We start from the raw sequence: 24,578 nt of genomic DNA on the forward strand, positions 1-24,578 counted from the left end.
GGTTTTGCCCTTCTCACGGAGTTTAATGGCTTGCTGGCGTAAAAGTTCTTGTTGCTCTGTGCTGAGCTTGCGTGCATCTGTAATCATGGGTACATTATATCAGATGTAAACTTCCACCGGTTTAATAAATCATGAAGTTAATGTTTTGATCAGTCCCTTATTGAGCAAATAATCAAAGTCGTTATCAGCAACGCTCCTGTTCAGTTTTCGTTGGGCCGCGGCAGTGCCCGCGCCACGGGGCTTTGAGTTTATCTTTGTACACCGCTCACCACTTGTCGCAAGCTGGCCCGTTTTCTGCTTCTTAAGCCCGGCTGAGGTATAAAAATAATGATGACAGTGATGGGATATCAATGAATAGCAACACGAGAAGCAACGCGTTTCAGCAGGATGATGTACTGGTTCTGATGACCGATCCGACAGCGGTTATCAGCTATGTCAGCGATGATCTCTGCCGGGTCACCGGTTATTCGAAGGCAGAACTGATAGGGCAGAATATCAATATCCTGCGCCACCCGGAGATGCCTGCCGGGCCGTTTAAACAGCTGTGGGAAACCATACAGGAGGGTATGCCGTGGATGGGGATGATCCTCAACCGCAGCCGCAACGATCAGGACCTCTGGTTCGACACCTACATTATTCCAACCATTGAAAAGGGTGAGATCACCGAATATCAGTGCATCTATCGTAAGCCCGTAGCAGAGACTGTTGCCCGCGCTGCAGATGTTTATGAACAGCGCCGGCAGGGGAAAATGCCCAAGGCCCTGAGGCGCAAACAACCAGAGCTGGATAATCGTCTCTGCCTTGTGATGCTGATCAGTCTGCTGCCCAGCGTGGGCTGGATGCTATGGCACACACTTTCAGCGGCGTCGGTGCTTGCCGCCGGTGCGAGTGCTCTGTTGGCCATTATCGGTTGTAAATGGTTGACCCGCCGGTTTAAAACGCTTGTGCATAACAGCCGTCAGATTGTCAGCCACCCGGTCAAACAGCTGATCTATACCGGCACCACCGATGATATTGGCCAGCTGGAGTTAGTGCAGTGCATGCTGCTCTCCCAGCTGGATGCCATCCTGCGACGTATCCAGAATGCATCGGGCGAGGTGGAAAAAAGCTCACAAAGCTCCGCCCGGGTGATGGCATCAACCTGTGGCAGTATTCAGTCGCAGCAGACCGCGCTGGTCCATATTGCCGCGGCTGTCGAACAGATGACGGCCACCACCAGTGATGTTGCGAATAATACGGTCAGGGCCCGGGATCAGTCAGAGCAGGCACAGCAGAATGCCCGTCAGGGCAAAGATATTATCATTAATGCGGTTACCGCGATTAAATCCCTGAATCAGGCGATCGACCGGATTAGTGAAAACCTCAAGGGCCTTGAGCAACGCAGCACTCAGATCGATACCGTGGTTGATGTGATTCACGATATAGCCGATAAGACCAACCTGCTGGCATTGAATGCCGCCATCGAAGCCGCCCGTGCCGGTGAAAATGGCCGGGGGTTTGCGGTGGTCGCCGATGAGGTCCGGTCATTGGCACAGCGCACCCGGATATCCACCAGTGAGATCAGCACTATTATTCAGGAGTTGCAGGAAGCGACCCGCGGTACTTCGAAAACAATGCAGGAAGTACAGTCGATGGCGAATACGACGGTGATTCGGATTGAAGAAGGGGGGGCTAACCTGACATCCATTATTGAGGCTGTCGAATTGATCAACAGTATGACGATTCAGATCGCCAGCGCCAGCGAACAACAAAATACTGCGACCCAGGAGGTGAATAAGCAGATCCATATGATCAGTAATGCGGCGACAGACGCTGCAGAACAGGCCCAGGAAACCTTGCAGTTGAACAACATGACCGCCCGGTTGGCACAGCAACAGAGCAATATGGTGGAAATCATTATTGCCAATCAATAACTGAATAAACGCGCTGGATTATGGGTGATTACGTTGTGTATTGCAGACAGCCACCCACAATCTGTTTTACCTGACCTGACCTGACCTGACCTGACCTGACCCTTGCGCAGGTCTGTACAGGGGGAACCAGGCCAACCTAACATTTACCGCTGACAGGCTTATCCGTGGCGCATTGTGGCAGAAAGGGCCTGTTTTCAAACTCCCGGGTTTAATAAAAGGCGTGTCAGGTCAGCAGTTGGGAGGTCTTATGGGCTTAAATGTTGAATAGCGGGCATTAGTTTGTCAGAACTATGCTGAATTAAGCGAGCCTGACTTCCTCTCTGTTATCTGCCCGAGGTCGACAGGGGCTTGCCTTAACGCTATAACTATATCTATCAGGCTGTCGGCAAATGTGTCGATGGATTTCAATTGGCTGGAATGGGGAAGATGGTTGTGGTGAGTTTGCTGCTGTGCATGATTGCCTTGCCCCTGAGGATATGTCCGCCGGTTATTAACAACGGTTCATCTGCCCCGCTATTGCTGTGTCGTAAGGTCGTTACCGGTGGACAGTAAAGCCTTTGTTCCCACACTGGTCTGGCAGCTGTTTATTGGTCAGCACTGGTCCCGGTCGACCCGTGGTATCGCTATACCGCCTCCTGCTTTTTCTCAGAATTGAATCAGGTTAAGGACCGTCCGGTCCGTCTGTAACAACTGAATACTGATTTCAGAGCACTTTTGCGTGCACTGCTGTATGCGCTGCTCTGCCAGGAGAATAATAATGACCGATCTTTTTGAAAATCCTGTTGGCCTGAAAGGCTTTGAGTTTTGTGAGTTTTCCGGGCCTCAGCCCGATGCCATCGCCCGTGTGTTTGAGTTGCTTGGGTTTACTCTGGTGGCCCACCATCGCTCTAAAAATGTAGAGCTGTACCGTCAGGGCGGGATCAATTTTATTCTTAACCGTGAACCGCACAGTGAAGCGTTTTATTTTGGTCAGGAACATGGCAACTCGGCGGCGGGCATGGGCTTTCGGGTGGAAAACGCGCATCAGGCCTATCAGTATGTGCTGGACAAAGGTGCGCAACCGATTGAGATTCCCACCGGGCCGATGGAACTGCGCTTGCCAGCGATTAAAGGTATCGGCGGTGCCCCGATCTATCTGATCGACCGCTATGAAGATGGAAGCTCTATCTATGATATCGATTTTAACTTTATCGACGGCGTTGATCGTCATCCTCCGGGGTACGGCTTTTATGAGATCGACCATCTGACCCACAATGTTTATAAAGGCCGGATGAATCACTGGGCCCATTTTTATGAAACCCTGTTTAATTTTCGGGAGATTCGCTACTTCGACATTAAAGGCGAATATACCGGGCTGACCTCGAAAGCGATGACCGCCCCGGATGGTAAGATCCGCATCCCGCTGAATGAGGAGGCCTCCAAAGGTGGCGGACAGATTGAAGAGTTTCTGATGGCATTTAACGGTGAGGGCATTCAGCATATAGCGCTACGCACCGACAATCTGCTGGAGAGTGTTGATCAGTTACGTGCCGGTGGTCTCGAACTGATGACGGCGCCGCCTGAAACTTATTATCAGATGCTGGAAGAGCGTCTGCCGGGCCATGGTGAACCTGTGGATGAGCTGAAGTCCCGGGGGATTCTGCTGGATGGTACTACCGATGATGGCCCCCGTTTGCTGTTGCAGATCTTTTCAACCTGTCAGTTGGGGCCGGTGTTCTTTGAGTTTATTCAGCGTAAAAAGGATGATGGTTTTGGTGAAGGTAACTTTAAAGCCCTGTTCGAGTCGATTGAGCGGGATCAGCTGAACCGGGGCGTTATCGAAAAACCGGAATAAGTGCTCAGCTGTAAATCACAGAGCCCCCCGATGGCGTGCTCTGTGATGATGCAATCAGAATTAACCATAACAAAGGATAGCTATATGGCCGTTTATGCACTGGGGAGTAAAACCCCGCTGATCGATGACAGTTGTTTCGTTGCTGATGAGGCGACACTGATTGGTGAGGTCATTCTCAGGGAGAACACCTCTGTATGGCCACAAGCGGTATTACGGGGGGACAGTGAACCGATCACTATTGGTGCCGGTAGTAATGTTCAGGACGGCGCTGTACTGCATACCGACCCCGGGTTTCCACTGACGGTGGCTGAGCATGTCACTATCGGCCATCAGGCGATGCTGCATGGTTGCAGCGTCGGAGAGGGCTCTCTTATCGGCATTCAGGCGGTTGTGCTCAATGGTGCCGTTATTGGTAAAAACTGTCTGGTGGGGGCGGGTGCGCTGGTCACTGAGGCGGCAATTTTTCCGGATAATTCGCTGATTCTTGGGGTCCCGGCGAAAGTTGTGAGAACACTGTCTGATGAGGCGTGTACCGGTATTCGTGCCAATACGCAGACCTATATCGATAAAGCGGCACGGTATAAAACAGCGCTGAAAAAGATCGGCTGACATCGGTTTTTTGACTCACTCTGGGGCAGCCGGGCTTATGCCCGGGAAACGCGTGTGTGAAAATCACAGCCTGCCCCAGCTGCTTAGACAGGAAATTCTGTCCCACTTCAGGCATAATCCACTGAACAATCGTCCCCGCCGGTGGTCACAGCATCAGCCATGGGGGCAAGAATCAGAGTTGATCAGTATTTAGGCAGAGTGGCAGCGTTTGAAAATCGGGAATATCACTTTACGGCTCCGGTCGTTTTTTACTACAGCCATTACTTTGCTGAGTCATCTGCCAACCCCACACCGGATTGTACTGGGGTGCGCGTCTCTGATTCTCATCGTTTCACTGATGGTCGCGGATAACACCTCTGCGGTGCCGGTCGCTCCGGGCCAGTTCAGAAGCAATCTCGCTCTTGATCTCGGGGAGAGCGATGCCGAAGATAACGCCGAAGCATCAGTCGAAAGCACTGCTCAGGTGAAAGACCCTGAGCCCGAAGTCAGTTATGTGGTGCAGAAGGGGGATACCCTGAGCACGATTTTTGATCTGCTGCATATCTCTCAGACAACCCTGTATAAGCTGATGGAAGCTGACCTTAACGTGCTGGCGCTGGATACTATTCAGCCCGGCCATCAACTGGGGTTTAATTTCGATACTGAGGGTGACCTGAAGCAGTTTATCTTCCGTTCCGGGCTGACCTACAAGGTAGTGTTTAATCGCGGGGAGAAGGGAGAGTTCGAGTATAAGGAGTTTATCGAAAAAGGAGGCTATCGCCGGGAGGTCTTTGCGGGCGAAGTGCAGGGCGATCTGCCCCGTTCGATGCAGCGCGCAGGAGTGCGCATCGCTGAGGCGTATCAGGTGACCAGTCTGCTGAAAGAGCGGATGAATTTCAGAAGTCATCTGCGTGCAGGAGACCGGTTTCAACTGGCGGTTTCGCGCCAGTATGTGAATGGTGAGTATACCGGTAACAGTATCATCGAAGGCTTTGTTTACAATGGTGCTATTCGACAGCAATCGGCTTTTCTGTTTGATGATAACTATTTCGATGCCGATGGCGAAAGTCTGGAAAAAGCGTTTCAGCGGATCCCTCTGAAGCGCAGATATCGCATCTCCTCCGGCTTTAATCCTAAGCGCAAACACCCCATTACCGGGTTGATCCGGCCCCATAACGGCACTGACTTTTCTGTCCCGATCGGCACGCCAGTGCTGGCGGCCGGAGATGGCGTGGTCACCCGGGTGATTAAGCATCGTTATGCGGGGCTGTATATTGAGATTCAGCACAACCGGAAATATACAACCCGCTATTTGCATCTGAGTAAGGCTTATGTGCGTAAAGGGCAGAAAGTCTCCCGGGGACAGAAGATCGCGGCATCTGGTAATTCTGGCCGCTCGACCGGGGCGCATCTGCACTACGAACTGCGTGTGAATGGTCGCCCGGTGAATGCGATGACCGCTCCGATCCCCGTGGTGCAGACCATCGCCAGTAAAAAGCGTAATGCTTTCAAGCATCAGGTCGCTGAGCTGAAGTCCCTGATGGCAGAGCAACTGGCACTGGTCAAAAAGCAGTAGTTACCTCCCGGTTTACCGCGACTCGTTTATCAGGCCCGGCCATTCTGCCGGGCTTTTTTATGCCTGTTGTGTCGCTCAACCCTGAGATCTGTGTCCTGTATCCCTTCGGTACTCATGCCCTGGGCTCTCTAATCGCGACTCTGCTCTGATAGTCGCAGACAAACTGATGGGACTGTCCGGTCGCTCATTATTCAATTTAAAGGGTGGAACAGAGTGTCGCACGGGGTGCGTCACCCTGATCTACATAATTGTTCAGTGGTGAATCATAGAATCCGTTTATATTGGAAAACAGTATATAAATCATGTGGTTGTCTTTATGGCACAGGCATTGCTCAGACAGTGATATAGAAAAATATAACAACTGATACTGTGGAGCATGATATGAAACCGAGTCAGGAACAACAGGTATGGATGTACAAACACATGCTTGTGAGTCGCTTCTTTGAAGAGGTGATTGAAAAGATCTACATGGAGGGTAAAAGCCCCGCCTTCAATATGGCCAACGGCCCCATTCCCGGTGAGATGCATCTGTCTAATGGTCAGGAACCCTGCGCTGTCGGTGTGTGCGCGCATCTGACCGCGGAAGATGTGGTCACTTCTACTCACCGCCCCCATCACGTTGCGATTGCCAAAGGGGTGGATCTTAAAGCGATGGCTGCTGAAATTTTCGGTAAGAGGACCGGCCTTAGCGGCGGCCGTGGCGGGCATATGCATATTTTTGATCCCAAGGTGAATTTCTCCTGTTCAGGAATTATTGGTCAGAGTGTTGGCCCAGCCGTCGGTGCTGCGTTATCCCGGGTCATGCAGAAGAAAAGTGGAATCGCGGTGGCCTATCTGGGTGAGGGGGCTGCTAACCAGGGCGCGTTTCACGAAGCGCTGAATATGGCAGGTGTCTGGAAGTTGCCGGTCATCTTTATTATCGAAGATAACTCCTGGGGGATCTCTGTTTCCAAGCGGGCCAGTACCGCGATTGATCGGAACTCGGATCGGGCGGTTGCCTATGGTATGCCCGGTGAATTTATCGCAGGGAACGATCCGGTTGCCATCTTTGATGTAGTCGGTGAAGCGATTGCCCGTGCCCGCAATGGAGAAGGCCCCACGCTTATCGAGATCGAAACCTCGCGTCTGGCGGGTCACTTTATGGGGGATGGTGAAACCTATCGTCCGGCTGGCGAAAAGGAGGCACTGCAGAAGATCGATCCCATTCCGGTTATGAAGCAACGTCTGCTGGACGAGGGAATTCTGACCGATGCCACAGATGCTGCGCTGATCGAGGAAGCGCATGCAGCGGTAGACGCAGCGATACAGTTTGCCCGTGACAGTGAATACGCCGCGCCTGAAGAGGCGATGGAAAAAGTATTTGTCTAACCGGTAATGCGAAATCAGGTCAGGATTCAGGAGATATAAAAATGACTCAGGTAAAAGAAAAAGAACGCAAGTTGACGATCGCCCGGGCGATGGCAGAAGCGATTGCGCAGGAGATGCGCACCGATGACAAAGTGTTTGTGATGGGTGAAGACATCGGTGAGTTAGGTGGAGTATTCGGCAATACCCGGGGGCTGCACGAAGAGTTTGGCGGTGAGCGTGTGCGCGATACGCCGATCTCTGAAACCGCTTTTATCGGTGCTGCTGTGGGTGCTGCATCCGATGGTATGAAGCCGGTTGTCGAGCTGATGTTTGTCGACTTCTTCGGTGTTTGCTTCGACGCAATCTACAACATGATGGCGAAGAATACCTATTTTTCAGGCGGTAATGTCACGGTGCCGATGGTGCTGATGACCTCCACCGGTGGTGGTTACTCCGATGGTGGGCAGCACTCTCAGTGTGTCCATGCCACCTTTGCCCATCTGCCGGGTATGAAAGTGGTTGCGCCCTCCAATGCCTATGATGCCAAAGGGATGATGATTGCCGCGATTCGTGATCCTAACCCGGTGGTGTTCATGTTCCATAAGGCCCTGCAGGGAATGGGGTGGCTGGGGACTGAAAAAGAGGCCATCGTGCATGTGCCGGAAGCCGCCTATGAGGTTGAACTGGGGAAGGCCGTGGTCACCCGTCCAGGCACTGATGTCACGATTGTGGGGATCACCTCCGGAGTGCACTTCGGTCTGAAGGCTGCGCGGATTCTGGAAGAGCAGGGTGTCAGTGCGGAAGTGGTTGACCTGCGTTCGCTGGCACCGCTGGACCGTGACACGGTGATTGAGTCGGTTAAGAAGACCGGCCGTCTGATTGTAGTGGATGAGGATTATCACAGCTACGGCATGACCGCAGAGATTATCGCCAGTGTAGTCGAGGCCGGCGTTCCTTTGAAAGCGGCACCTCAGCGAGTGGCGTATCCCGACATTCCGATTCCGTTTGCCCGTCCTATGGAGCAGTGGGCGCTACCAAGCCCGGAAAAAATTATCGCAGCTTTTAACAAAATGAAGGAAGACTAAGAGATGACAACTGATGTAATTGTACCCGTCGATATGTGGGAAGAAGACTCTGAGGGGGTTATCACCTCCTGGCTGGCCAGTGATGGCGGTGAGGTTGCCGAGGGTGATGTGATCGCAGAACTGATGGTTGAAAAGATTCAATATGAGCTGGAAGCAACCGCTTCCGGAATCTTAAAGATCATCAATGATGTGGATGACATTGTCGAAAAGGGCCAGACCGTGGCAACTATCGGCTAGCAGACCGGGAGAGACAGATGACCGCCTCAGATACACTCAGGGTAACGCCTCTCAAAGGTTTGAGGGGCATGATTGCCAACAATATGCGACGCAGCCTTGATGAGGCTGCTCAGCTGACTCACCATGCCGTTTGCTGCGTCGATACTATGTGGCGGCGTAAGGAGAAAATGGCAGAGCAGGGGATGAACATCTCGGTTGAAGACCTGCTCGCTGACTACGTTGTCAACGTCCTGGCGAAGCACCCGGTGCTGAACGGGCGTATTGAAAACAATGAGATCTCTATCTATCGCAATATCGATCTGTGCTATGCCATCGGCTTACCCGGTGGCAAGTTGATGGCGCCAGCGTTATTTGCCGCTGATCAGAAAGATATTCAGGAGCGTGCAACTGCCCGTCGTGAGCTGCTTAACCGGGCTAAAGATGGGCAGTTAACAGTCTCGGAGATGAAGGGCGGTACCTTTACCCTGACCAATATCGGTCGCAGCCGGGTGCGGTTTTTTACGCCCCTTATCAACCTGCCACAACTGGCCATTTTAGGGATAGGCGAAACCTATACGGAGGTGGCTGTCGAGGATGGTCAGTTTGTAACCAGACGGATGATGGGCCTGTCCCTGACATTTGATCATCGCGGGGTTGATGGCGGTCCGGCGGCTGATTTTCTCACTGATCTCTGTCGGGAGATCGAAAGTGAATAGTCTGACCATCAACGGGCGCAGCCGTATCGCTAAGATAAAACGCAATACGCCGGTTGAAATTTCCGCAGGCCTTGAGCTTGAACAGACGCTTCTGGATCAGGTGCTGAGTGGTCGGGTGCAGTGCGGTTATGCCCTGTGGCGCAGTAAGCAGGCGCTGGTTGTGCCTAAAAGTGCTACTAATCGTAGTAATTTTCAGGCAGCCAGCGACTATTGTGCTGAGCAGGGCTGGCCGGTGGTGATTCGCAGTACCGGAGGAGAGCTGACGCCGCAGAGTGAGGGCTTCATCAATCTGACGATGGCAATCAAGTGCAAAAAAGGTCAGATGAGCATTCGTGACAGTTATCGGGTGATCTGCAATGCGATTCTGGGGTGGCTATCCGACAACGATATTCAGGGAGAGTGCGCCTCTATCGAGGGAGCCTTCTGTGATGGTGATTTTAATGTGGTCGTTGGCGGGCAGAAACTCGCCGGTACCGCTCAGCGCTGGAAGAAGATCACCAACCCTTTGGCCCGTACCGATGACCGGGATATGGCGCTGCTGATGCACGCGGTTATTTTATGTGATGGCGATCTGCCCGCGATGTGGAATATTTCCAACCGGTTTTATGAAAAGTGTCGACTGAATCCCTTTATTGTTGAAGGTAAGCATATATCGCTTGCCCAGATAATGCATAAATCGGGTGAAAGCTTTGTTTTAAAATCCCTTGATGGGCTTGATGCATATCTTAATAGTTATATCGATAAATATATTTAAGTTAATCGAACGTGGCGTTTTTAGCTGTTTAGTCTGGTCACTATTCAGTTTAAAAAATAATATTAATCCTGGAGATTATTATGAATAAAAATAAAAAAGATTTACTGCAGTCTGCGAGTGCCAAAAAAGGCAAGGCAGATGAAGTTTGCATGAATCGCCGACGCTTTCTGTCTAAAACGGGTACCTATGCTGTCGCCGCTTCGGCTGTTGTTCTTGGCGGAGGCTTGTTCGCACCTGACTCTTACGCAGCTAAGAAAATTGGTGAAAAAGCGAATACTACACTGTTGAAAATGGCGCGGGATATTTATCCTCACGATACCCTGGAAGATAAATATTACACTCAGGTGTTAACGCCAATGATTCAGGCCGCTGCCACCGATGATAAAAAATTATCGGAACTGGCCGACGGTGCTAAATCTCTGGACCAGATCGCTTCACAGCAGTTTGGTGTCAGTTATATCGATATCAAATCTGAAAAAGACCGGGTATCTGTGCTGAAACAGATCGAGTCGTCTCCTTTCTTTCAGAACATTAAAGGCGCCCTGATGATGGGCATCTATAACAACCCCGATCTATGGCCTCGTTTTGGTTATGGTGGATCCGCCTGGGAAAAGGGCGGCTACATCAACCGTGGTTACAACGATATTGACTGGATCTGAAGAGAGGAATAGCTATGTCTACTAAATTTGATTTAAACGATGACAGCCTGGTGGTCATTATTGGTTCCGGTGCGGGTGGCGGTACATTGGCGAATGAACTGGCACAAAAAGGTATCAGATCTGTTGTACTAGAGGCGGGCAAACGCTTCAAGATGGACGATATTGAAAACGATGAATGGAAAATGTTCGGCAAGATCTCCTGGCTGGATAAACGCTATGTTGTTGGCCCCGCCCGGATTGCAAAAGATTTCCCCAACCTGCCTGCCTGGATTGTAAAAGGTGTGGGGGGGGCGACGATGCACTGGGCGGGTGTTGCGATGCGTTTTCAGGAACATGAGTTCAAGATGAAAACCACCAACGGCACCGTGCCTGGCGCGAATGTGCTTGACTGGCCGGTGACGCTGAAAGAGATGGAGCCTTACTACGAAAAGGCGGAAAAGAAGATGGGGGTCTGTGGCACCAAAGCCACCGGCATGCCGTTTCATGGCGAGAGTAGTCACTATAAGGTGGTCAAAGAGGGAGCCAACCGTATCGGTGCGAAGTGCGAGCAGGCGACCCTGGCCATTAATACCGAGACCCGTGATGGGCGTCCATCCTGCCAGGTGAATGGTTTCTGTATGCAGGGTTGTCGCATCGGTGCTAAGTGGTCAACCATGTACACTGAGATTCCTAAAGCGGAAGCTACGGGTAAAACTGAGGTGCGTCCGCAATCCATGGTACTGCGGATCGAGCATGATAAAACCGGCAAGGTAACCGGTGTCCTTTATGCGGATAAAGATGGCAATCAGCATCTGCAAAAAGCGCGTGTGGTTGCTGTCGCGGGTAACTCCATCGAATCTCCACGGATGTTGCTGAACTCCGCTTCATCGATGTTCCCGGATGGTCTGGCGAACTCTTCGGGTCAGGTAGGTCAGAACTATATGACCCATACTACTGGTGGCGTCTATGCCGAGTTCGAAAAGCCTGTGCATATGTATAAGAGTACGGTGGTGCCGGGTATTGTTCACGAGTGGAAGAATAATGATCCGAGTCGCGGACATGTTGCGGGTTATGAACTGGAAATTCTGCATCTGGGGCTGCCCTTCATGTCAGCCTTCCTCAATCCTGGTAAAGGTGGCTGGGGGCGTGAGCTGGCGGACTCTCTGGCTAACTATGACAAAATGGCGGGATTCTGGATCTGTGGTGAGGATATGCCTGTTGAATCCAACAACATTACCCTGCATCCGACAGAGAAAGATCAGTACGGTCTGCCGGTGCCGGTGGTCTATAAAACCGACCATATCAACGACACTCATATGCGTAACCATGCCTATGACCGATCTAAAGAGCTGTTCGATGCGGTGGGTGCGCTGAAGGTTAATAATCTGCCACCTTATCCTGCCAGTCATAATATGGGCACCAACCGCATGAGTGAACATGCCAGAGATGGTGTGGTTAACCGCTGGGGGCAGGCGCACGATATTGATAACCTGTTTGTCTCTGATGGTAGTCAGTTCACCACCAGTGGTACTGAGAACCCCACTCTGACGATTGTGGCTCTGGCGATTCGTCAGGCCGATTATATTGCTGACCAGATGAAGAAAAAGGCGATCTGACCGCTTTAACCTGTTTCACTCGGTGTAACTCTTTGGCACGCTTTCGAGCGTGCCTTTTTTGTTTGTGGCGGGGCTGATGCGGTTTTGTATCGTTCATTCCCGGCACTCAGACGCATGGCGGCTCTCAGTTATGCTCCCCCTCAGTGTGATGCACTCGTTATGCTGGGACTGCTTGCGATGTTGTGATCAATGATTAGGGAGGGGGAGTATCAGGCTTAAGATCTGGCCCGGTTACTTGGCGTCGCACAAACCGCTGACAAAGAGGACAAAGAGAAAAGGCGCCAAACGGCAGCATGGCTGGTGGTGGGGATGTTAAGCTTTATTGACATTAAAAAAGCCCCAGGGACGTTGCTTCCGAGGGGCTTTCAGGGGAAGGGTTAATCAGAAAGCAAAGTTAAAACCAATGTTAACCAGTGTGGTTGTCTCGCCTGCAGGGGCCGGGCTGGCAACGATTGAGGTTGCATACTGTGAAATCACTCCCATCTCATCTGCATCGACATGGGCCAGCTGAGCGTAAACAATCGTTGATTCACCAATGGTGTATTCATTACTCAGCACCAGTGATTTAGTCTCTACACTCTTGCCTGGCGCTTTATCCTTATTGATGTAATAAGCGACGGTTGCACTGTTTTTCTCATTCCACTGCCAGTCGACCCCCGCGCTCACCGACTCAAGATCCAGTACCTGAGCGCCGTTTGCATCATTGTTTTCGGTTGTTAAGTAATGTGTTTTAAAGTCCAGATCACCTGCGTTATAGGCCGCGCCGATTCCCCAACTGCTAATAATATCTTCGGCGGTTTGCTGGTCCCGCATATTCTGATAAGAAGCGGACAGTGTTACCGGCCCGGTGTTAAAGGCCGCACCGATGGCAATCACATCGCCCTCTTTTTGTGAACCCTCCTGACCGCCGAAAGAGTACATAACCCCAAAATCAAGACCGTTCATGCTGTTGCGATACTGCACTGCGTTTTTAAAGAAGATGCCAACATCGTTATTGGCATTACGGCCATCGGTGGTGGTGGAGGCATTTATGCTTGAGAAATATTGACTATAGGCCCAGGCGTATACATTAGAGAACTGCTCCTTGAATACGCGGGGCTCTGTACCCAGGTGGGCAAGCAGCCCCGGGCCATACTGACGACCAATAATAACAGTCCCCCAGTCGCCACTGACCCCCAGATTAGCTTGTCGGCGGAAAAGAACAGTACCACTACCATCATCACTATCCTTCGATGCATCGCCGGTACTATGGAACATACCGGTATCCAGATCGAAATGTGCCTCAAGATTGAAAAAAGCATCCATCCCGTTATCCAGAGCGCGGGATCCTTTAAAGCCCAGAATAGTGGGGGTCAGGCCGCTTGATTCCAGTCCGACTTTTTCTTCACCGTCCGCAGAGACTTTATTCTGATAGAGAATGCCCGCATCCAGCAGGCCGTACATAGATAGTTGTGTATGACTGGTTTCACCAATCAGAACATCGGCTGATGCCTGTGTTGCTGCGCCTGAAAGAAGAATCATGGCAGTCAGTGATTTAGCAGAGCTGCTTATCGCTGTCTTTTTTCGGGATGGTATTCTGAAGCTCATATAATTACTCCCCAACGGAATTTATTGTTAGATTTATTAACGGGGCTTTTACTTTTTCTTCTGATAAAAGGAGAAAGTAAACAATGGTTTAACATTGGCCCGAAGGTAAATCAGCAGGGAGTATGCCAATCTCAGTTGTGTCTCTTCGTTTTATAAATATGTTATTGAATTCAGTGGGTTATGTCTGTTGTTCTGTGTGTGTGCATGTCAGGTAACGAAGCGTATATTTTTCATCCGGGAATATTCAGGGGGAGGGTATAAATTGTGCCACAGTCTGTTTCACGGTTATGGGTCATAGTGTGGCATGGTGAATATGAAGATCATATATCAGGTTTTAATGGTTGTTTGAGAGAGCGTTTTTGATTCTATTCTTACCGGGTATTGGCTTTTAAACATGAACTGTTGCATATAACCGAAACCGTTTGATGCAACAAATAACCCTGAATAACGCTAATGATGCTTTAAATTAGTTATTTCGTACAATTATCAGTAATTTATGATTTTGGTACTGTTATTGCTGAACTTACGACTGTAAATTGTGTGGAATATGTGGCTTACGTATTGTTATTCAGTAAGTTATTGCCCGATATAGCGTAACTGATATCTCCTTACCCCCTCTCCTTCAGGGTGCTTTGAACGATATGCCGGGCTTTTCTATCTCACGGGGTGACTGATGGTGAGGGGGGAGGCACAGTGAATAAAGTGAGCCCCTTTGATCTGTTATTAGGGAATGCTGTTATGAAGATCGTGATCTCTGTTGTTTCTTCAGTGAGCTTATTTTCTCAAATCAAAAATGTGTTGCTCAGAGATGCATTGATTAACAAGGGCAAAGCCGTTGGTGTGGCTTTGTCTCTGATTGTTGCAGGCCTGCTGCCTTGCGCCGGTGCTTTGGCGGAAGCCCTGCCATCGGTTCGGGTTGCTGTGTTGCAATTTGGCACGGTTAACTGGGAGATGGATGTTATACGCCACCATGGCCTCGATAAGAAGTACCATTTTTCCCTTGACGTGACGCCTGTGGCGGGTAAAAACGCCAGTGCGGTGGCATTGCAAAGTGGTGCGGTTGATCTGATATACAGCGACTGGGTATGGGTGAACCGTCAGCGATTTAATCAGCGGATGTTCGGTTTTTCGCCTGTCTCAGCCGCAACCGGGGGACTGTATGCTCAGCCGCAGAGCCCTATTTCATCCGTTAAGGATATTGAGGGTGTTCGCCTGGGGGTTGCCGGAGGCTCGGTTGATAAGAGCTGGTTGCTGCTGCAGGCCTATAGCAAACAGGTGCTGGGAAAGAATCTGTCAGAGGTGGTGGAGCCGGTATTTGCTGCGCCGCCTTTGCTGAATAAGCTGATGTATGACGGTAAGCTGCCATTGAGTCTTAATTTCTGGCACTACTGCGCCAGACTTGAAGCCCGGGGATTTAAGCCAGTCATCTCAGTTGACGAGATGATCAGAGGGTTAGGTATCGGTCATCAGGTGCCCATGCTCGGTTGGGTTTTCGAAGAGCCCTGGCGTCAGCAACATAGTGAGCTGCTGGGGAACTTTTTAAAAGCGTCGAGGGAAGCCAGGGATATCCTGTTGACGTCCGATGATGAATGGCTGCGTATACGTGATTTGACCCGGGCGGAAGATGATCAGATTTTTATGGCCCTGAAAAAGGGCTACCGTTCAGGCGTGCAGTTGAATTTCGGTAAAGCTGAGCTGGATGCGCTGGAAGATCTCTATGATTTTATGCTGCGCGAGGGTGGGACAGAGTTGACGGGGGGAGCCGATAAGCTGGATCGCGCACTATTCTGGATAACCACTGCTGACGCAGGGGTGAAGCAGGTGGATGACAGGGAGGGACCGTGATCGTTTCCGGTATCAAGCGTCTGCTGCTTGGTGCGGTGCCCCTCGTAACGCTGTTACTCGTTTGGCAGGGGGCCGCTTTGCTGCTGGATAGCAGTAATTTCCCCAGTGTGCAGCAAGTGTTTGTCAGTCTGCACACCCATCTGTTTGCAGGGGATATGTTGCATCACCTGCTGGTGACCCTGCTGAGGGTGTTGCTCAGTTTTACCATTGCGATGCTGCTTGGGGTGCTGATCGGTATCATGATGGGGGCATTTCCCCGTCTCAATCAAGCGGGCGATTCCCTTCTGGTCATCGCCCTCAATGTGCCGGCCCTGGTTACTATTATGCTCTGCTATGTCTGGTTTGGTCTGGTGGAAGCGGCGGCTATTGCGGCGGTGGCGATTAATAAAATCCCCACCGTTGTGGTGATGGTGCGCGAGGGAGCACGGGTGGTTGACCAGGATCTGCTGGACGTGGCGAAGGTTTTTCAGGTCTCTCCACTGCGTTATTTCTTTAAAGTGTACCTGCCTCAGCTTTACCCCTTCATCATGGCCTCAGCCCGTTCGGGTCTGTCGCTGATCTGGAAAATAGTGCTGGTGGTTGAACTGTTGGGGCGCAGTGATGGTGTGGGTTTTCAGCTGGGGACCTATTTCCAGTTCTTTGATATTTCCAGCATTCTGGCTTATACCCTGGCATTTGCTGCCATTATCCTTGTGATCGAGGGGCTGATTATGCGTCCGCTGGATCGCTTCATCGCCCGGGGGGGATACCATGGTCAGTCTTGATATTGCCCTCCAGAGTAAGTTTTATGCCAACAGTCCTGATAAAGTGCTTGGGCCGCTGTCCTTTAGCGTCTCTGCGGGTGAATTTGTCGCCCTGGTGGGGCCTTCGGGCGCGGGTAAGACAACCCTGCTGAATATGATTGCGGCATTGCAAAGCAGTGCTCCCGGTGAGATTAAGTTTAACGGCAGGCCTCTGATGGGTAAGCCCGGCTGTAAGATTGGCTATATCTTTCAGCAGCCGAGACTGATGCCCTGGTTAACGGTGGCTGACAACCTGCGTCTGGTGAAGCCTGACATACATGAGTCTGACATTGGGGCGATATTGGCTAAGGTTGGGCTGGAGGGAAAATCCCTTCTCTATCCGAAACATCTGTCGGGGGGGATGCAGCGCAGAGTCAGTATTGCCCGGGCTTTTCTGACCGAACCGGATCTGTTGCTGCTGGATGAACCCTTTGTATCACTGGACGCCCCCAATGCGGATAACCTGCGTTCACTGCTAAGCGAGCTATGGGTGGAACAGAAACCCACCGTTATCTTTGTAACCCACGATCTGAATGAAGCGATTCAGCTGGCGGACCGGATTCTGTTTCTCTCTGCCGCGCCGGGGATGGTGATTCTCGACCAGCCAGTGGCTATAGCACGCCCCCGTTTACCTGACGATAGCAGACTGCAGCGCTGGAAAACCGATCTGCTCTGCGACTATTCCGGTTTGTTAGAAGGGGTTCTTTCGGGTCCCGGGCTGAAGTCAGTCTCCGGGGGAAAATAAACCAGGCGGAGGTCTGGATTCTGGGTATTGTTATTCTGTTTGCCGGTGTACAGCCGTATGATGAACAGAGGTTTCAGGTAACGCAGCAGCACTCCTTCGGCGCCCTGTGGTTGGGTGCTGACCTGTTTCAGCCGGGGCGGTCCTTTATCACCTTAAAAGGTGTCCTGAATCATCTGCTCTCTTCAATTTCCTCCGGCCTTGTCCATAACAAACTTTGTTTTGGTCTATAGTAATCGCACAGGCGTTCCAATTCCGCTTATCTTAATAACCCTGAAGGGATACCGGATAGATTATGGAATTCAAAGACTATTACAAAATTCTGGGCGTTGATCCTGATGCGGATAGTAAGGCGATCAAGGTTGCCTATCGAAAACTGGCGCGAAAGTATCATCCGGATGTCAGCAGTCATCATGATGCGGAAAATCAGTTCAAGGAGGTTAGCGAAGCCTACGAGGTGCTGAAGGATAAAACCAAACGGGCTGAATATGATGAACTGCGTTTATACGGAGGCGCGCAGCAGGAGTTTCGCCCACCGCCAGGCTGGCAATCATCAGCCAGAAGCGACGGGGATGGATATCAGCAACGGGATTTCTCTGACTTTTTTTCCTCTATTTTTGGCACGGAAGAGCGTGCGGGGGCTCGAGGCTTTGAACATCGCCAGCCATTTAGTCAGCGAGGTCAGGATATTGAAACCGATCTGCCGGTTTTTCTCGAGGAAACTCTGTCAAAAGGCTCTAAAACGATCTCCTACCATCTGCCCCATTATGATAATGAGGGGCGTGTCAGCGAGGTTAAGAAAACCCTCAATGTTAAAATCCCTCCCGGAGTGGTCGATGGCGAGCGTATTCGACTGAAGGGACAGGGCGCACCGGGTGTTGGCAACGGCGCCTATGGTGATCTCTATCTGCGTATTCGACTGGTGCCTCATCCGCTGTTTGATGTGGAGGGGCACAACCTGATTATTACGGTGCCGGTGGCTCCCTGGGAGGCGGCGCTGGGTTGTAAGGTAACGATGCCGACTCTGTCGGGCGAGATTAAACTGACCATTCCAGCCAACAGTCAGAGTGGTCAGCGTTTGCGTGTGAAGGGTAAAGGGTTGCCGGGGCGCCAGCATCAGGGGGATCTCTATGCGGTGTTGAAAGTGGTGATGCCTCCGTCAGGCAGTGAGTCTGTTAAGAGCCATTGGCAACAGCTGGCGGAACTTGCACCTTTCAATCCCCGTGCCGAGTGGAGTGATGCATCATGAGCGATCAGCAAGCAACCTACCTGAGTTTTTCCGAACTCTGTCTGCAAACCGGTGTGGCCGAAAGTATTGTGGTTGAGATTATCGAGCAGGGTATTGTTGAGCCGGTCGGCGATACACCCGGTGAGTGGCTGTTTAGTCCTGCGATGCTGGTTCTGACGAAGAAAGCTGTGCGCCTGCATCGTGATCTTGATGTCAACTGGGCGGGCATCGCCCTGGCAATAGAGTTGCTGAATGAGGTCGAGCAGTTGCGCGAACAGAATCGCTATCTGCAGAGTCGTCTGAGCCGCTTTGTCGATTTATAAACGATTGTGCTGCGGGTTCTCAACCAGGGCGTTTATACGCCCTTTTTTCAGCCTGGCTTCGGGCACCTGTCAGGCCTGTATCGTTTCCAGCAACGGGATCGAACGGGTCACTATCCAATAGGCCGATACCATCAGAGTGACGACTGAGACATAGATATGCAACGGTCTTTTAAAGGTCAGATATTTTTTGCACATTGCGGTCAGTACAAACGCCAGACCATAGATAAACAGCTGACCCGCTTCGATACCGATATTGAATGATAGCAGGTTAGTGATGCTGGTTTGTGAACCCTCGTTTGCCAGTTCGTTAAAGACAAAGGAGAAGCCGAAACCATGGATGACACCGATAATCAGTATCGGGGTGGTGCTGATATGCTGTGCTTTCTGACACAGTAAAAGTATTGCCGTGACGCAGATGGTGAGTGCGATGAGCAGTTCAATACCCGGCGTGAACGCAGCAGATGAGATCGCCAGGTTATGACCGAACAGCAGGCTGAATGAGTGGCCCAGAGTGAACGCAGTGGCCAGTGACAGCAGCCTGAGAAAGCCGGTGGCACTGAAAAACAGTAACAGGATAAACAGTATATGATCAGTGCCAATCAGTATATGGCTGAAACCACTGTTAAACCCATTGATCAGTTTGCTGGTTAACGTGGGCAGGCGGGTCGTTGAATAATCGAGAATCCCAACGGTGGTGGCAGATGTTGTTTCATCCTCCCGGTGGAGGTTGACGATATTCGCCAGACGGTTAATGGCATTGAACCTGTCCCCCAGAATACTGCTGATGTTGATTTCATCGGTGTTTAATGAGGTATCGGCTAGCCGTAGCCGGATATCCAGCCCTGCGTCGAATAGCGAACGGGCATCCTCGCTGATCGTAATAACGCCGTTAAAGTTGCTTTGAGCTGCCTGCAGCGTGCTGAATGGTTTGCGGCTGTCGGAGTTGAATATATTGATAGCCTCAATACGATAAATCTGACTCTGTCCCTCTTTTTTTATGCGGTAGCCTGATGAGATTAATTGTTTTAATCGTTCCAGACTGGCTTTGATCTCGTTATGATTGAGCAGATATTCAGTTCTCTCTGCGGCGGGGACTCTGCGAGTAAACGGGATCGCCTGCTGGCTGTCGACTCCTTGCCAGCTGTTATCTAAAAGAACCAGGGGCAGCGGCATGCGCATCAGAATAATGGTGTCCCGGTTATCCTGATAGAGATGGATGATTCTGGGTTCAAAATGGGTAAAGTGAGCCAGCACTGTGGTACTGAATAGTGAGCCGGTCAGCATGAGGAACAGTGAGAATAGTGTCTTCATAATCGGTACCCTGTTGTTTAATAGCATTACCCGAAGGTAATGCTATCGGTAACCTTGTGAATTATTCGGGGGAGGGGCTTAGTAGCGTGGATCCCACATTCTGCGGCCAGTCTCTTTCTCATATCCCTGCCCGAATGGGTAGCTGACGATCTCCAGCTGCATCCCCCATGGCGCCATGAAGTACACCCAGGTCAGGCCGGCCATTCCGGTATCGGTAAAGGTGTGGGGTTTGCCCAGCACTTTAATCCCTTTCTCTTCCAGGAACTTTACTGCAGGTGCCATATCATCGACATAAAAGGCCAGGTGATGACCGCCAATATCGCTGTTGCGCGGTGGCTGTTGCTTTTGATCTGGGGCCGTATATTCAAAGATCTCCAGTGCCGGGCCATTACCGCAACGCATCAGGTGAGCGGTTTTTATCACTGCTTTTTTGTCGACATTAAGGTTCTCGGTCATCCAGTCATTATCGAACGGGCCGAAGGGACCGATTGAATAGAAGGATTCGCAGCCGATAACATCGGTAAAGAAAGCGACGGCTTCTTTCACATTCGGGACGGTAATCCCCAGATGCTGAGTCCCTCGCATTCCGGGCATCCCTGCCTGCGTTTGTTGGCTAAAAAGGGAAAATAAAAATAGCGAAGCAGTGAATATTTTTATTTTTTTCATATTGATCTCCATAGTTTATGAACAGTGAATACTCATAAACGCATTTCCCGTGCCAGTTAAACTTTTTTGCCACACGCCTGTTATTACGCTGGAGTTTGCTATTCGTATAACAATGGCGGCAGGCATTTTTGAGTCAGTGTGTATCAGGAAGCGGGTCAGTGTGTTGCAGCAGGCGGGACGGGATTGGTGCAATGATCGGGTTCAGATCTTTTGACCTCTGCTGTTACCTGATATAGAACCCCCGCAATGAAGCGGGGGCGGGGCACGTATGTTGAAGCGGTACTTATTAAGGGGCTAGCGGTTGGCGAAGTACATCGTCACTTCGAATCCGATTCTCAGATCTTCATAAGCGGGTGTTGTCCAGGTCATTTTATTTTCCTCATCTATGTATGAATGTATAACGTGACTTTAATGTCACACCGTTGTGTAGCAAAGATCATACCCGCCAGGATATGAGTGCAACGGGTCCCGCTGAATATCTCTGCGTTAGTCTTGGGCGGGCGTTACCGACAGTGGCGACCCGGTCATCGGTCGCCAGCACACTCTGTTGGGTAGCACAGACTGTGTCATCCCCTGACACGGTTTGTATTGTGATGCAGGATTTACGCGTAAAAGAAACGTTGAGTAAATCCAGATGTTTTTTAACTTATCAATAAAAAATACTTATATATCAATTTCTTGAGAACTTTATCAGTAAAGACTTCTGAGGTTGGCCTGCATGTTGCGTTTCTGTCTGACTGTGTAGTGGCGAACCTGCTGGGTGGGTTTGCATGATATTGATAGATGGAGATCGAGAAGTGATTAAAATAAAAAAATTAGCGCGATCCATAGGTATTACGTCAACGATTGCATTGTTGGGCGTGACAGCAGTGAATGCATCCTCAGAGAGTCCGAATGACTGGCCGCAATACCACCGAACCTCCGATGCATGGCGATACAGTCCACTGGATCAGATCAACTCCGATAATATTAACAGGCTTAAAGTGGCCTGGATTCATCAGCCCGGTGATATTCAGATGGGCCTGCAGGCAACGCCGATCGTGGTTGATGGTGTAGCCTACTATATTGGGCCAAACAATAACGTGTTTGCCCTTGAAGCGGCCACTGGAAAGCAGATCTGGCACTACCAGGCCGATCTGGATGCGATTGTTGATGAGGTGTTCTATGTGGCTGCAAGTCGTGGCGTCACCGTGGGTCATGGCAATGTCTACATCGGCTCTCTTGATGGGCGATTTATCGCGCTGGATCAGAAAACCGGCAAGGAGAAATGGTCAACCCAGATCACCGATCAGGAGAAGTGCTACGGTTGCCTGTTCTCCTCTCCGCCGCAGTTGGCAGGCGATGTTCTGTTTGGCGGAACCACCGGGGGGGATCAGCCCACCCAGGGTAAAATCTTTGCCGTTAATGCGATTACCGGTGAAAGGATGTGGACCTTCGATATCCTCAAAAAGGATGATCCGCAAAGCTGGCCGGGTGATTCCGGTGAGGTGGGCGGTAGCGGTGCCTGGCTACCGGGTACCTATGATGAGAAAACTGACACCATCTTTATCGGTACTTCCAATGCGGCGCCAGATTTTTATGGTGCCGAGCGTGAAGGCGACAACAAATACAGTGCCAGCTTGCTGGCGATAGAACCGAAAACGGGTAAGTTGAAGTGGGCCTACCAGGAGATTCCTCACGATGTGTGGGATTACGATTCTGCCTATGAAGCACTGAGCCTGAACGTTAACGGCAAAGATGTTTTAGTGCATCTTAATAAAAGTGGTTATGTGTTTGTTCTGGAGAAGGATACCGGTAAGGTTGAGAATGTCTGGCCGCTGGCAGAAAACATCAATTTCGTGAAAGGGATCGATCCGAAAACCGGCGAGCTGATCGGCCGGGTTGATATGCCTGAAGGCAAAGAAACCACCATCTGTCCCTATCTTTTGGGGGCCCGCAGCTGGAATCATGGCGCCTACAATCCTGATACAGGTCTCTGGTACACCAACGCAATGGAGGTGTGCAACATAGTTGTTCCGGCCCCTCAGGAACATGAGAATGTCGGTATCGCCGGACTCTATCTGGGGGTCAGTAAGCTGGTGGCGGTTCCGCCTCCGGGTAAAAAAGCCTCTGCCCGACTGGATGCCCGCGACCCTATTACCGGCAGGTTGAAATGGTCTGTAGATTATCCGCTGCCGGGGCTGGGGAGTGTTCTGACTACCGGCGGTAATCTGGTCTTCAATGGTGATCCCTACGGCGTGATCCACGGTTATAACGCCGAGAATGGTAAAGAGATCTGGAACTTCAATGCTGGTTCCGGCCTTCGCGGCGGTATTGTCAGTTATTCCGTCAATGGCAAACAGTACATTCTGGCTGCCACCGGTTTTGGTTCTCACGCTCCTGGATTTATGGCCAGTGCTTTCCCTGAAGTCGGCGGGTTGCCCGGTGGTGCAGCATTGGTTGCGTTCACGCTGGAAGACTAGTCAGTTCCGCATTGGGGGTGGCATCGCTGCCCCCCCTTTTTCAGACGATTAAGAGGGAGACACTTTATGTCAGTAAAACCATTCAGACCGGTCCGGTATAGCGTGTTTGCTATCGCGCTGCTCAGTGGCGTCACCTATGCGGTGGCGCCGCCGGTGACCGGGGGAGAGAAAAGAGCAGACAAAAAAAACCAGGAAGACCCTGAATATGTTGCCGAAATGAAGGCGAAAGTGTTCAGTAAAGAGGCGATATCGGTAGCTAATGGTGAGCATCGTTTCAACCAGACCTGCGTGTACTGCCATGGCTATAAAGGCTCCGGTGGTAAAGCAAAGATGTTGCAGGGGCGTGATTTTGATGCGGACTACCTGTTCAAAACCATTACCAAAGGGAAAAAGCGTGGTTCACTGGTGATGCCGCCCTGGAAAAGGACCTTCACCCCTGAAGAACGTTGGGAGCTGGTCACCTACATTCTTTCCCTGAGTGAAGAAAAGTAAAAACAATAAACAGAGGTGTCAGAGATGTGCTTAAAAACAGGACGGCTGAGCATCCGATTTTCCATGTGGTTTAATGCCGCCATTATCAGCGTGATGACCCTTGCCTGCTGTGTCATCAGCCCGCTTACACAGGCGCAGGCACTGAGTGAGATAAAAGCCAGGGGGGCGATTAATCTGTGTGCAAACCCTGAACAGATGCCGTTTTCTCAGCGGGCAGATAGCGCGGAAGGGTTTCAGATCGATATCGCCAGAGCGATTGCTGAAAAGTTAGATGTTGCCCTGAATGTGTCCTGGATCTTTTCTAAGCGTCAGGCGAAGAAGGTGGGGTGTGACTTTTATGCCGGAGTTGCCCGATTTAAAGATCGCGACTCCAGATATCTGCTGATCACTGATCCCTATCTGCATCTGGAGTTTAAACTGGTAACCCTTGCTAATGGTGCAGTTATCAACGGTATCAATGACCTTAAACCGATGGTTGTCGGGGTTTCACCGGGCAGCATCGCATCCCATGCCTTAACTAAAAACCATATCCGTATCGCGGTCCGTTTTCAGGATGAAGCCAGTCGTTTGCAGGCACTGGCGGATGGGTTGATTGATGCTGCTGTGGTGACCAATGTTTCTGCCGGATGGTATCAGGAAAATCATGACAGACTACAGGTGATTGATGCGGAAAATATTCTCGGCACCAGGCTGAATTATGACTATGCGCTGGGGTTGAGGATGTCAGATGAAGACTCACGGAATGGTTTTAACCGGCTGCTGGCTGAGATGAAGAGTGATGGTTCACTCCTGGAGATATTCAATCGCTATGGTGTCAAATAACCTGGTTTCAGCCAGATCCTGACTCCGCAACCGCG

The 24,578-nt window shown here is 50.9% G+C and carries 23 protein-coding genes; 19 read left to right on the plus strand and 4 right to left on the minus strand.

From position 1 onward, the window contains the following. Positions 1 to 350: 350 nt before the first annotated feature. The 11 genes from JW499_RS02615 to JW499_RS02665 all read left to right on the plus strand — a co-directional run bounded on the left by JW499_RS02615 (position 351) and on the right by JW499_RS02665 (position 12,283). Positions 351 to 1,913, plus strand: coding sequence for a methyl-accepting chemotaxis protein (locus JW499_RS02615; protein ID WP_205209125.1), 1,563 nt, complete (start codon positions 351 to 353; stop codon positions 1,911 to 1,913). Between the two features lie 757 nt (positions 1,914 to 2,670). Continuing rightward, positions 2,671 to 3,747 (plus strand): 4-hydroxyphenylpyruvate dioxygenase, encoded by a 1,077-nt coding sequence (gene hppD, locus JW499_RS02620; RefSeq protein WP_205209126.1) that lies wholly within the window; start codon positions 2,671 to 2,673, stop codon positions 3,745 to 3,747. An 84-nt stretch (positions 3,748 to 3,831) separates the two neighbouring features. Then, positions 3,832 to 4,356 (plus strand): gamma carbonic anhydrase family protein, encoded by a 525-nt coding sequence (locus tag JW499_RS02625; RefSeq protein ID WP_205209127.1) that lies wholly within the window; start codon positions 3,832 to 3,834, stop codon positions 4,354 to 4,356. A gap of 208 nt (positions 4,357 to 4,564) precedes the next feature. Next, positions 4,565 to 5,911: a peptidoglycan DD-metalloendopeptidase family protein gene (locus tag JW499_RS02630; RefSeq protein ID WP_232846201.1), complete on the plus strand. Its 1,347-nt coding sequence runs from the start codon at positions 4,565 to 4,567 to the stop codon at positions 5,909 to 5,911. Positions 5,912 to 6,292: 381 nt separating this feature from the next. Continuing rightward, positions 6,293 to 7,279: a thiamine pyrophosphate-dependent dehydrogenase E1 component subunit alpha gene (locus JW499_RS02635; protein ID WP_205209128.1), complete on the plus strand. Its 987-nt coding sequence runs from the start codon at positions 6,293 to 6,295 to the stop codon at positions 7,277 to 7,279. A 41-nt stretch (positions 7,280 to 7,320) separates the two neighbouring features. Beyond that, positions 7,321 to 8,343 carry an alpha-ketoacid dehydrogenase subunit beta gene (locus JW499_RS02640; protein ID WP_205209129.1) on the plus strand — a complete coding sequence of 341 codons (1,023 nt, stop codon included), beginning with the start codon at positions 7,321 to 7,323 and terminating at the stop codon, positions 8,341 to 8,343. 3 nt (positions 8,344 to 8,346) lie between these two features. Continuing rightward, positions 8,347 to 8,580, plus strand: coding sequence for a biotin/lipoyl-containing protein (locus JW499_RS02645; RefSeq protein ID WP_205209130.1), 234 nt, complete (start codon positions 8,347 to 8,349; stop codon positions 8,578 to 8,580). A 17-nt stretch (positions 8,581 to 8,597) separates the two neighbouring features. Continuing rightward, on the plus strand, positions 8,598 to 9,275 hold the full coding sequence (locus JW499_RS02650) for a 2-oxo acid dehydrogenase subunit E2 (RefSeq protein ID WP_205209131.1): 678 nt from the start codon (positions 8,598 to 8,600) through the stop codon (positions 9,273 to 9,275). Then, positions 9,268 to 10,029, plus strand: a complete 762-nt coding sequence (locus JW499_RS02655) for a lipoate--protein ligase family protein (protein WP_205209132.1) — start codon at positions 9,268 to 9,270, stop codon at positions 10,027 to 10,029. Before JW499_RS02650 ends, JW499_RS02655 begins: the two co-directional genes overlap by 8 nt. A gap of 80 nt (positions 10,030 to 10,109) precedes the next feature. After that, positions 10,110 to 10,688, plus strand: coding sequence for a gluconate 2-dehydrogenase subunit 3 family protein (locus JW499_RS02660; RefSeq protein WP_232846202.1), 579 nt, complete (start codon positions 10,110 to 10,112; stop codon positions 10,686 to 10,688). 14 nt (positions 10,689 to 10,702) lie between these two features. After that, positions 10,703 to 12,283 carry a GMC family oxidoreductase gene (locus JW499_RS02665; RefSeq protein WP_205209133.1) on the plus strand — a complete coding sequence of 527 codons (1,581 nt, stop codon included), beginning with the start codon at positions 10,703 to 10,705 and terminating at the stop codon, positions 12,281 to 12,283. Positions 12,284 to 12,664: 381 nt separating this feature from the next. On the opposite strand, the gene JW499_RS02670 is transcribed toward JW499_RS02665, so the two are convergent. Continuing rightward, positions 12,665 to 13,870 carry a porin gene (locus tag JW499_RS02670; RefSeq protein WP_205209134.1) on the minus strand — a complete coding sequence of 402 codons (1,206 nt, stop codon included), beginning with the start codon at positions 13,868 to 13,870 and terminating at the stop codon, positions 12,665 to 12,667. Positions 13,871 to 14,563: 693 nt separating this feature from the next. Here JW499_RS02670 and JW499_RS02675 point away from each other — a divergent pair. From JW499_RS02675 to JW499_RS02695, 5 genes are all read left to right on the plus strand, one after another. Beyond that, complete coding sequence (locus tag JW499_RS02675) at positions 14,564 to 15,715, plus strand: ABC transporter substrate-binding protein (protein WP_205209135.1); 1,152 nt, start codon at positions 14,564 to 14,566, stop codon at positions 15,713 to 15,715. Next, the gene (locus JW499_RS02680) at positions 15,712 to 16,479 is read left to right on the plus strand and encodes an ABC transporter permease (RefSeq protein ID WP_205209136.1); all 768 of its coding nucleotides are present in this window, start codon (positions 15,712 to 15,714) and stop codon (positions 16,477 to 16,479) included. The genes JW499_RS02675 and JW499_RS02680 overlap by 4 nt, the downstream gene beginning before the upstream one ends. Next, a complete protein-coding gene (locus tag JW499_RS02685; RefSeq protein ID WP_205209137.1) occupies positions 16,466 to 17,242 on the plus strand; it encodes an ABC transporter ATP-binding protein in 777 nt (258 codons plus the stop codon). The genes JW499_RS02680 and JW499_RS02685 overlap by 14 nt, the downstream gene beginning before the upstream one ends. Positions 17,243 to 17,534: 292 nt before the next feature. After that, positions 17,535 to 18,488 carry a curved DNA-binding protein gene (cbpA, locus tag JW499_RS02690; protein WP_205209138.1) on the plus strand — a complete coding sequence of 318 codons (954 nt, stop codon included), beginning with the start codon at positions 17,535 to 17,537 and terminating at the stop codon, positions 18,486 to 18,488. Further along, complete coding sequence (locus JW499_RS02695; protein ID WP_205209139.1) at positions 18,485 to 18,790, plus strand: chaperone modulator CbpM; 306 nt, start codon at positions 18,485 to 18,487, stop codon at positions 18,788 to 18,790. Before cbpA ends, JW499_RS02695 begins: the two co-directional genes overlap by 4 nt. 69 nt (positions 18,791 to 18,859) lie before the next feature. On the opposite strand, the gene JW499_RS02700 is transcribed toward JW499_RS02695, so the two are convergent. The 3 genes from JW499_RS02700 to pqqA all read right to left on the minus strand — a co-directional run bounded on the left by JW499_RS02700 (position 18,860) and on the right by pqqA (position 21,136). Next, on the minus strand, positions 18,860 to 20,101 hold the full coding sequence (locus JW499_RS02700) for a HupE/UreJ family protein (protein ID WP_205209140.1): 1,242 nt from the start codon (positions 20,099 to 20,101) through the stop codon (positions 18,860 to 18,862). Positions 20,102 to 20,179: 78 nt separating this feature from the next. Next, complete coding sequence (locus JW499_RS02705; protein ID WP_205209141.1) at positions 20,180 to 20,686, minus strand: VOC family protein; 507 nt, start codon at positions 20,684 to 20,686, stop codon at positions 20,180 to 20,182. A 375-nt stretch (positions 20,687 to 21,061) separates the two neighbouring features. Next, positions 21,062 to 21,136, minus strand: coding sequence for a pyrroloquinoline quinone precursor peptide PqqA (gene pqqA / locus JW499_RS02710; RefSeq protein ID WP_205209259.1), 75 nt, complete (start codon positions 21,134 to 21,136; stop codon positions 21,062 to 21,064). A gap of 500 nt (positions 21,137 to 21,636) precedes the next feature. Here pqqA and JW499_RS02715 point away from each other — a divergent pair, with 500 nt between their 5' ends. The 3 genes from JW499_RS02715 to JW499_RS02725 all read left to right on the plus strand — a co-directional run bounded on the left by JW499_RS02715 (position 21,637) and on the right by JW499_RS02725 (position 24,543). Continuing rightward, positions 21,637 to 23,229, plus strand: coding sequence for a pyrroloquinoline quinone-dependent dehydrogenase (locus JW499_RS02715; RefSeq protein WP_332874407.1), 1,593 nt, complete (start codon positions 21,637 to 21,639; stop codon positions 23,227 to 23,229). 66 nt (positions 23,230 to 23,295) lie between these two features. Next, positions 23,296 to 23,721: a c-type cytochrome gene (locus tag JW499_RS02720; protein ID WP_205209143.1), complete on the plus strand. Its 426-nt coding sequence runs from the start codon at positions 23,296 to 23,298 to the stop codon at positions 23,719 to 23,721. Positions 23,722 to 23,745: 24 nt separating this feature from the next. Next, the gene (locus tag JW499_RS02725) at positions 23,746 to 24,543 is read left to right on the plus strand and encodes a substrate-binding periplasmic protein (RefSeq protein WP_205209144.1); all 798 of its coding nucleotides are present in this window, start codon (positions 23,746 to 23,748) and stop codon (positions 24,541 to 24,543) included. The last annotated feature ends 35 nt before the right edge of the window (positions 24,544 to 24,578 follow it).

This window comes from Amphritea pacifica, from assembly GCF_016924145.1.
GTDB classification, from domain to species: Bacteria; Pseudomonadota; Gammaproteobacteria; order Pseudomonadales; family Balneatricaceae; genus Amphritea; species Amphritea pacifica.

Bases quoted from the DNA above. Each gene is read 5' to 3' on its own strand.
- JW499_RS02615 (WP_205209125.1), top strand. From the start codon at position 351: ATGAATAGCAACACGAGAAGCAACGCGTTTCAGCAGGATGATGTACTG.
- hppD (WP_205209126.1), top strand. From the start codon at position 2,671: ATGACCGATCTTTTTGAAAATCCTGTTGGCCTGAAAGGCTTTGAGTTT.
- JW499_RS02625 (WP_205209127.1), top strand. From the start codon at position 3,832: ATGGCCGTTTATGCACTGGGGAGTAAAACCCCGCTGATCGATGACAGT.
- JW499_RS02635 (WP_205209128.1), top strand. From the start codon at position 6,293: ATGAAACCGAGTCAGGAACAACAGGTATGGATGTACAAACACATGCTT.
- JW499_RS02640 (WP_205209129.1), top strand. From the start codon at position 7,321: ATGACTCAGGTAAAAGAAAAAGAACGCAAGTTGACGATCGCCCGGGCG.
- JW499_RS02645 (WP_205209130.1), top strand. From the start codon at position 8,347: ATGACAACTGATGTAATTGTACCCGTCGATATGTGGGAAGAAGACTCT.
- JW499_RS02650 (WP_205209131.1), top strand. From the start codon at position 8,598: ATGACCGCCTCAGATACACTCAGGGTAACGCCTCTCAAAGGTTTGAGG.
- JW499_RS02660 (WP_232846202.1), top strand. From the start codon at position 10,110: ATGAATAAAAATAAAAAAGATTTACTGCAGTCTGCGAGTGCCAAAAAA.
- JW499_RS02665 (WP_205209133.1), top strand. From the start codon at position 10,703: ATGTCTACTAAATTTGATTTAAACGATGACAGCCTGGTGGTCATTATT.
- JW499_RS02670 (WP_205209134.1), bottom strand. From the start codon at position 13,870: ATGAGCTTCAGAATACCATCCCGAAAAAAGACAGCGATAAGCAGCTCT.
- JW499_RS02685 (WP_205209137.1), top strand. From the start codon at position 16,466: ATGGTCAGTCTTGATATTGCCCTCCAGAGTAAGTTTTATGCCAACAGT.
- cbpA (WP_205209138.1), top strand. From the start codon at position 17,535: ATGGAATTCAAAGACTATTACAAAATTCTGGGCGTTGATCCTGATGCG.
- JW499_RS02695 (WP_205209139.1), top strand. From the start codon at position 18,485: ATGAGCGATCAGCAAGCAACCTACCTGAGTTTTTCCGAACTCTGTCTG.
- JW499_RS02700 (WP_205209140.1), bottom strand. From the start codon at position 20,101: ATGAAGACACTATTCTCACTGTTCCTCATGCTGACCGGCTCACTATTC.
- JW499_RS02705 (WP_205209141.1), bottom strand. From the start codon at position 20,686: ATGCGAGGGACTCAGCATCTGGGGATTACCGTCCCGAATGTGAAAGAA.
- JW499_RS02720 (WP_205209143.1), top strand. From the start codon at position 23,296: ATGTCAGTAAAACCATTCAGACCGGTCCGGTATAGCGTGTTTGCTATC.
- JW499_RS02725 (WP_205209144.1), top strand. From the start codon at position 23,746: ATGTGCTTAAAAACAGGACGGCTGAGCATCCGATTTTCCATGTGGTTT.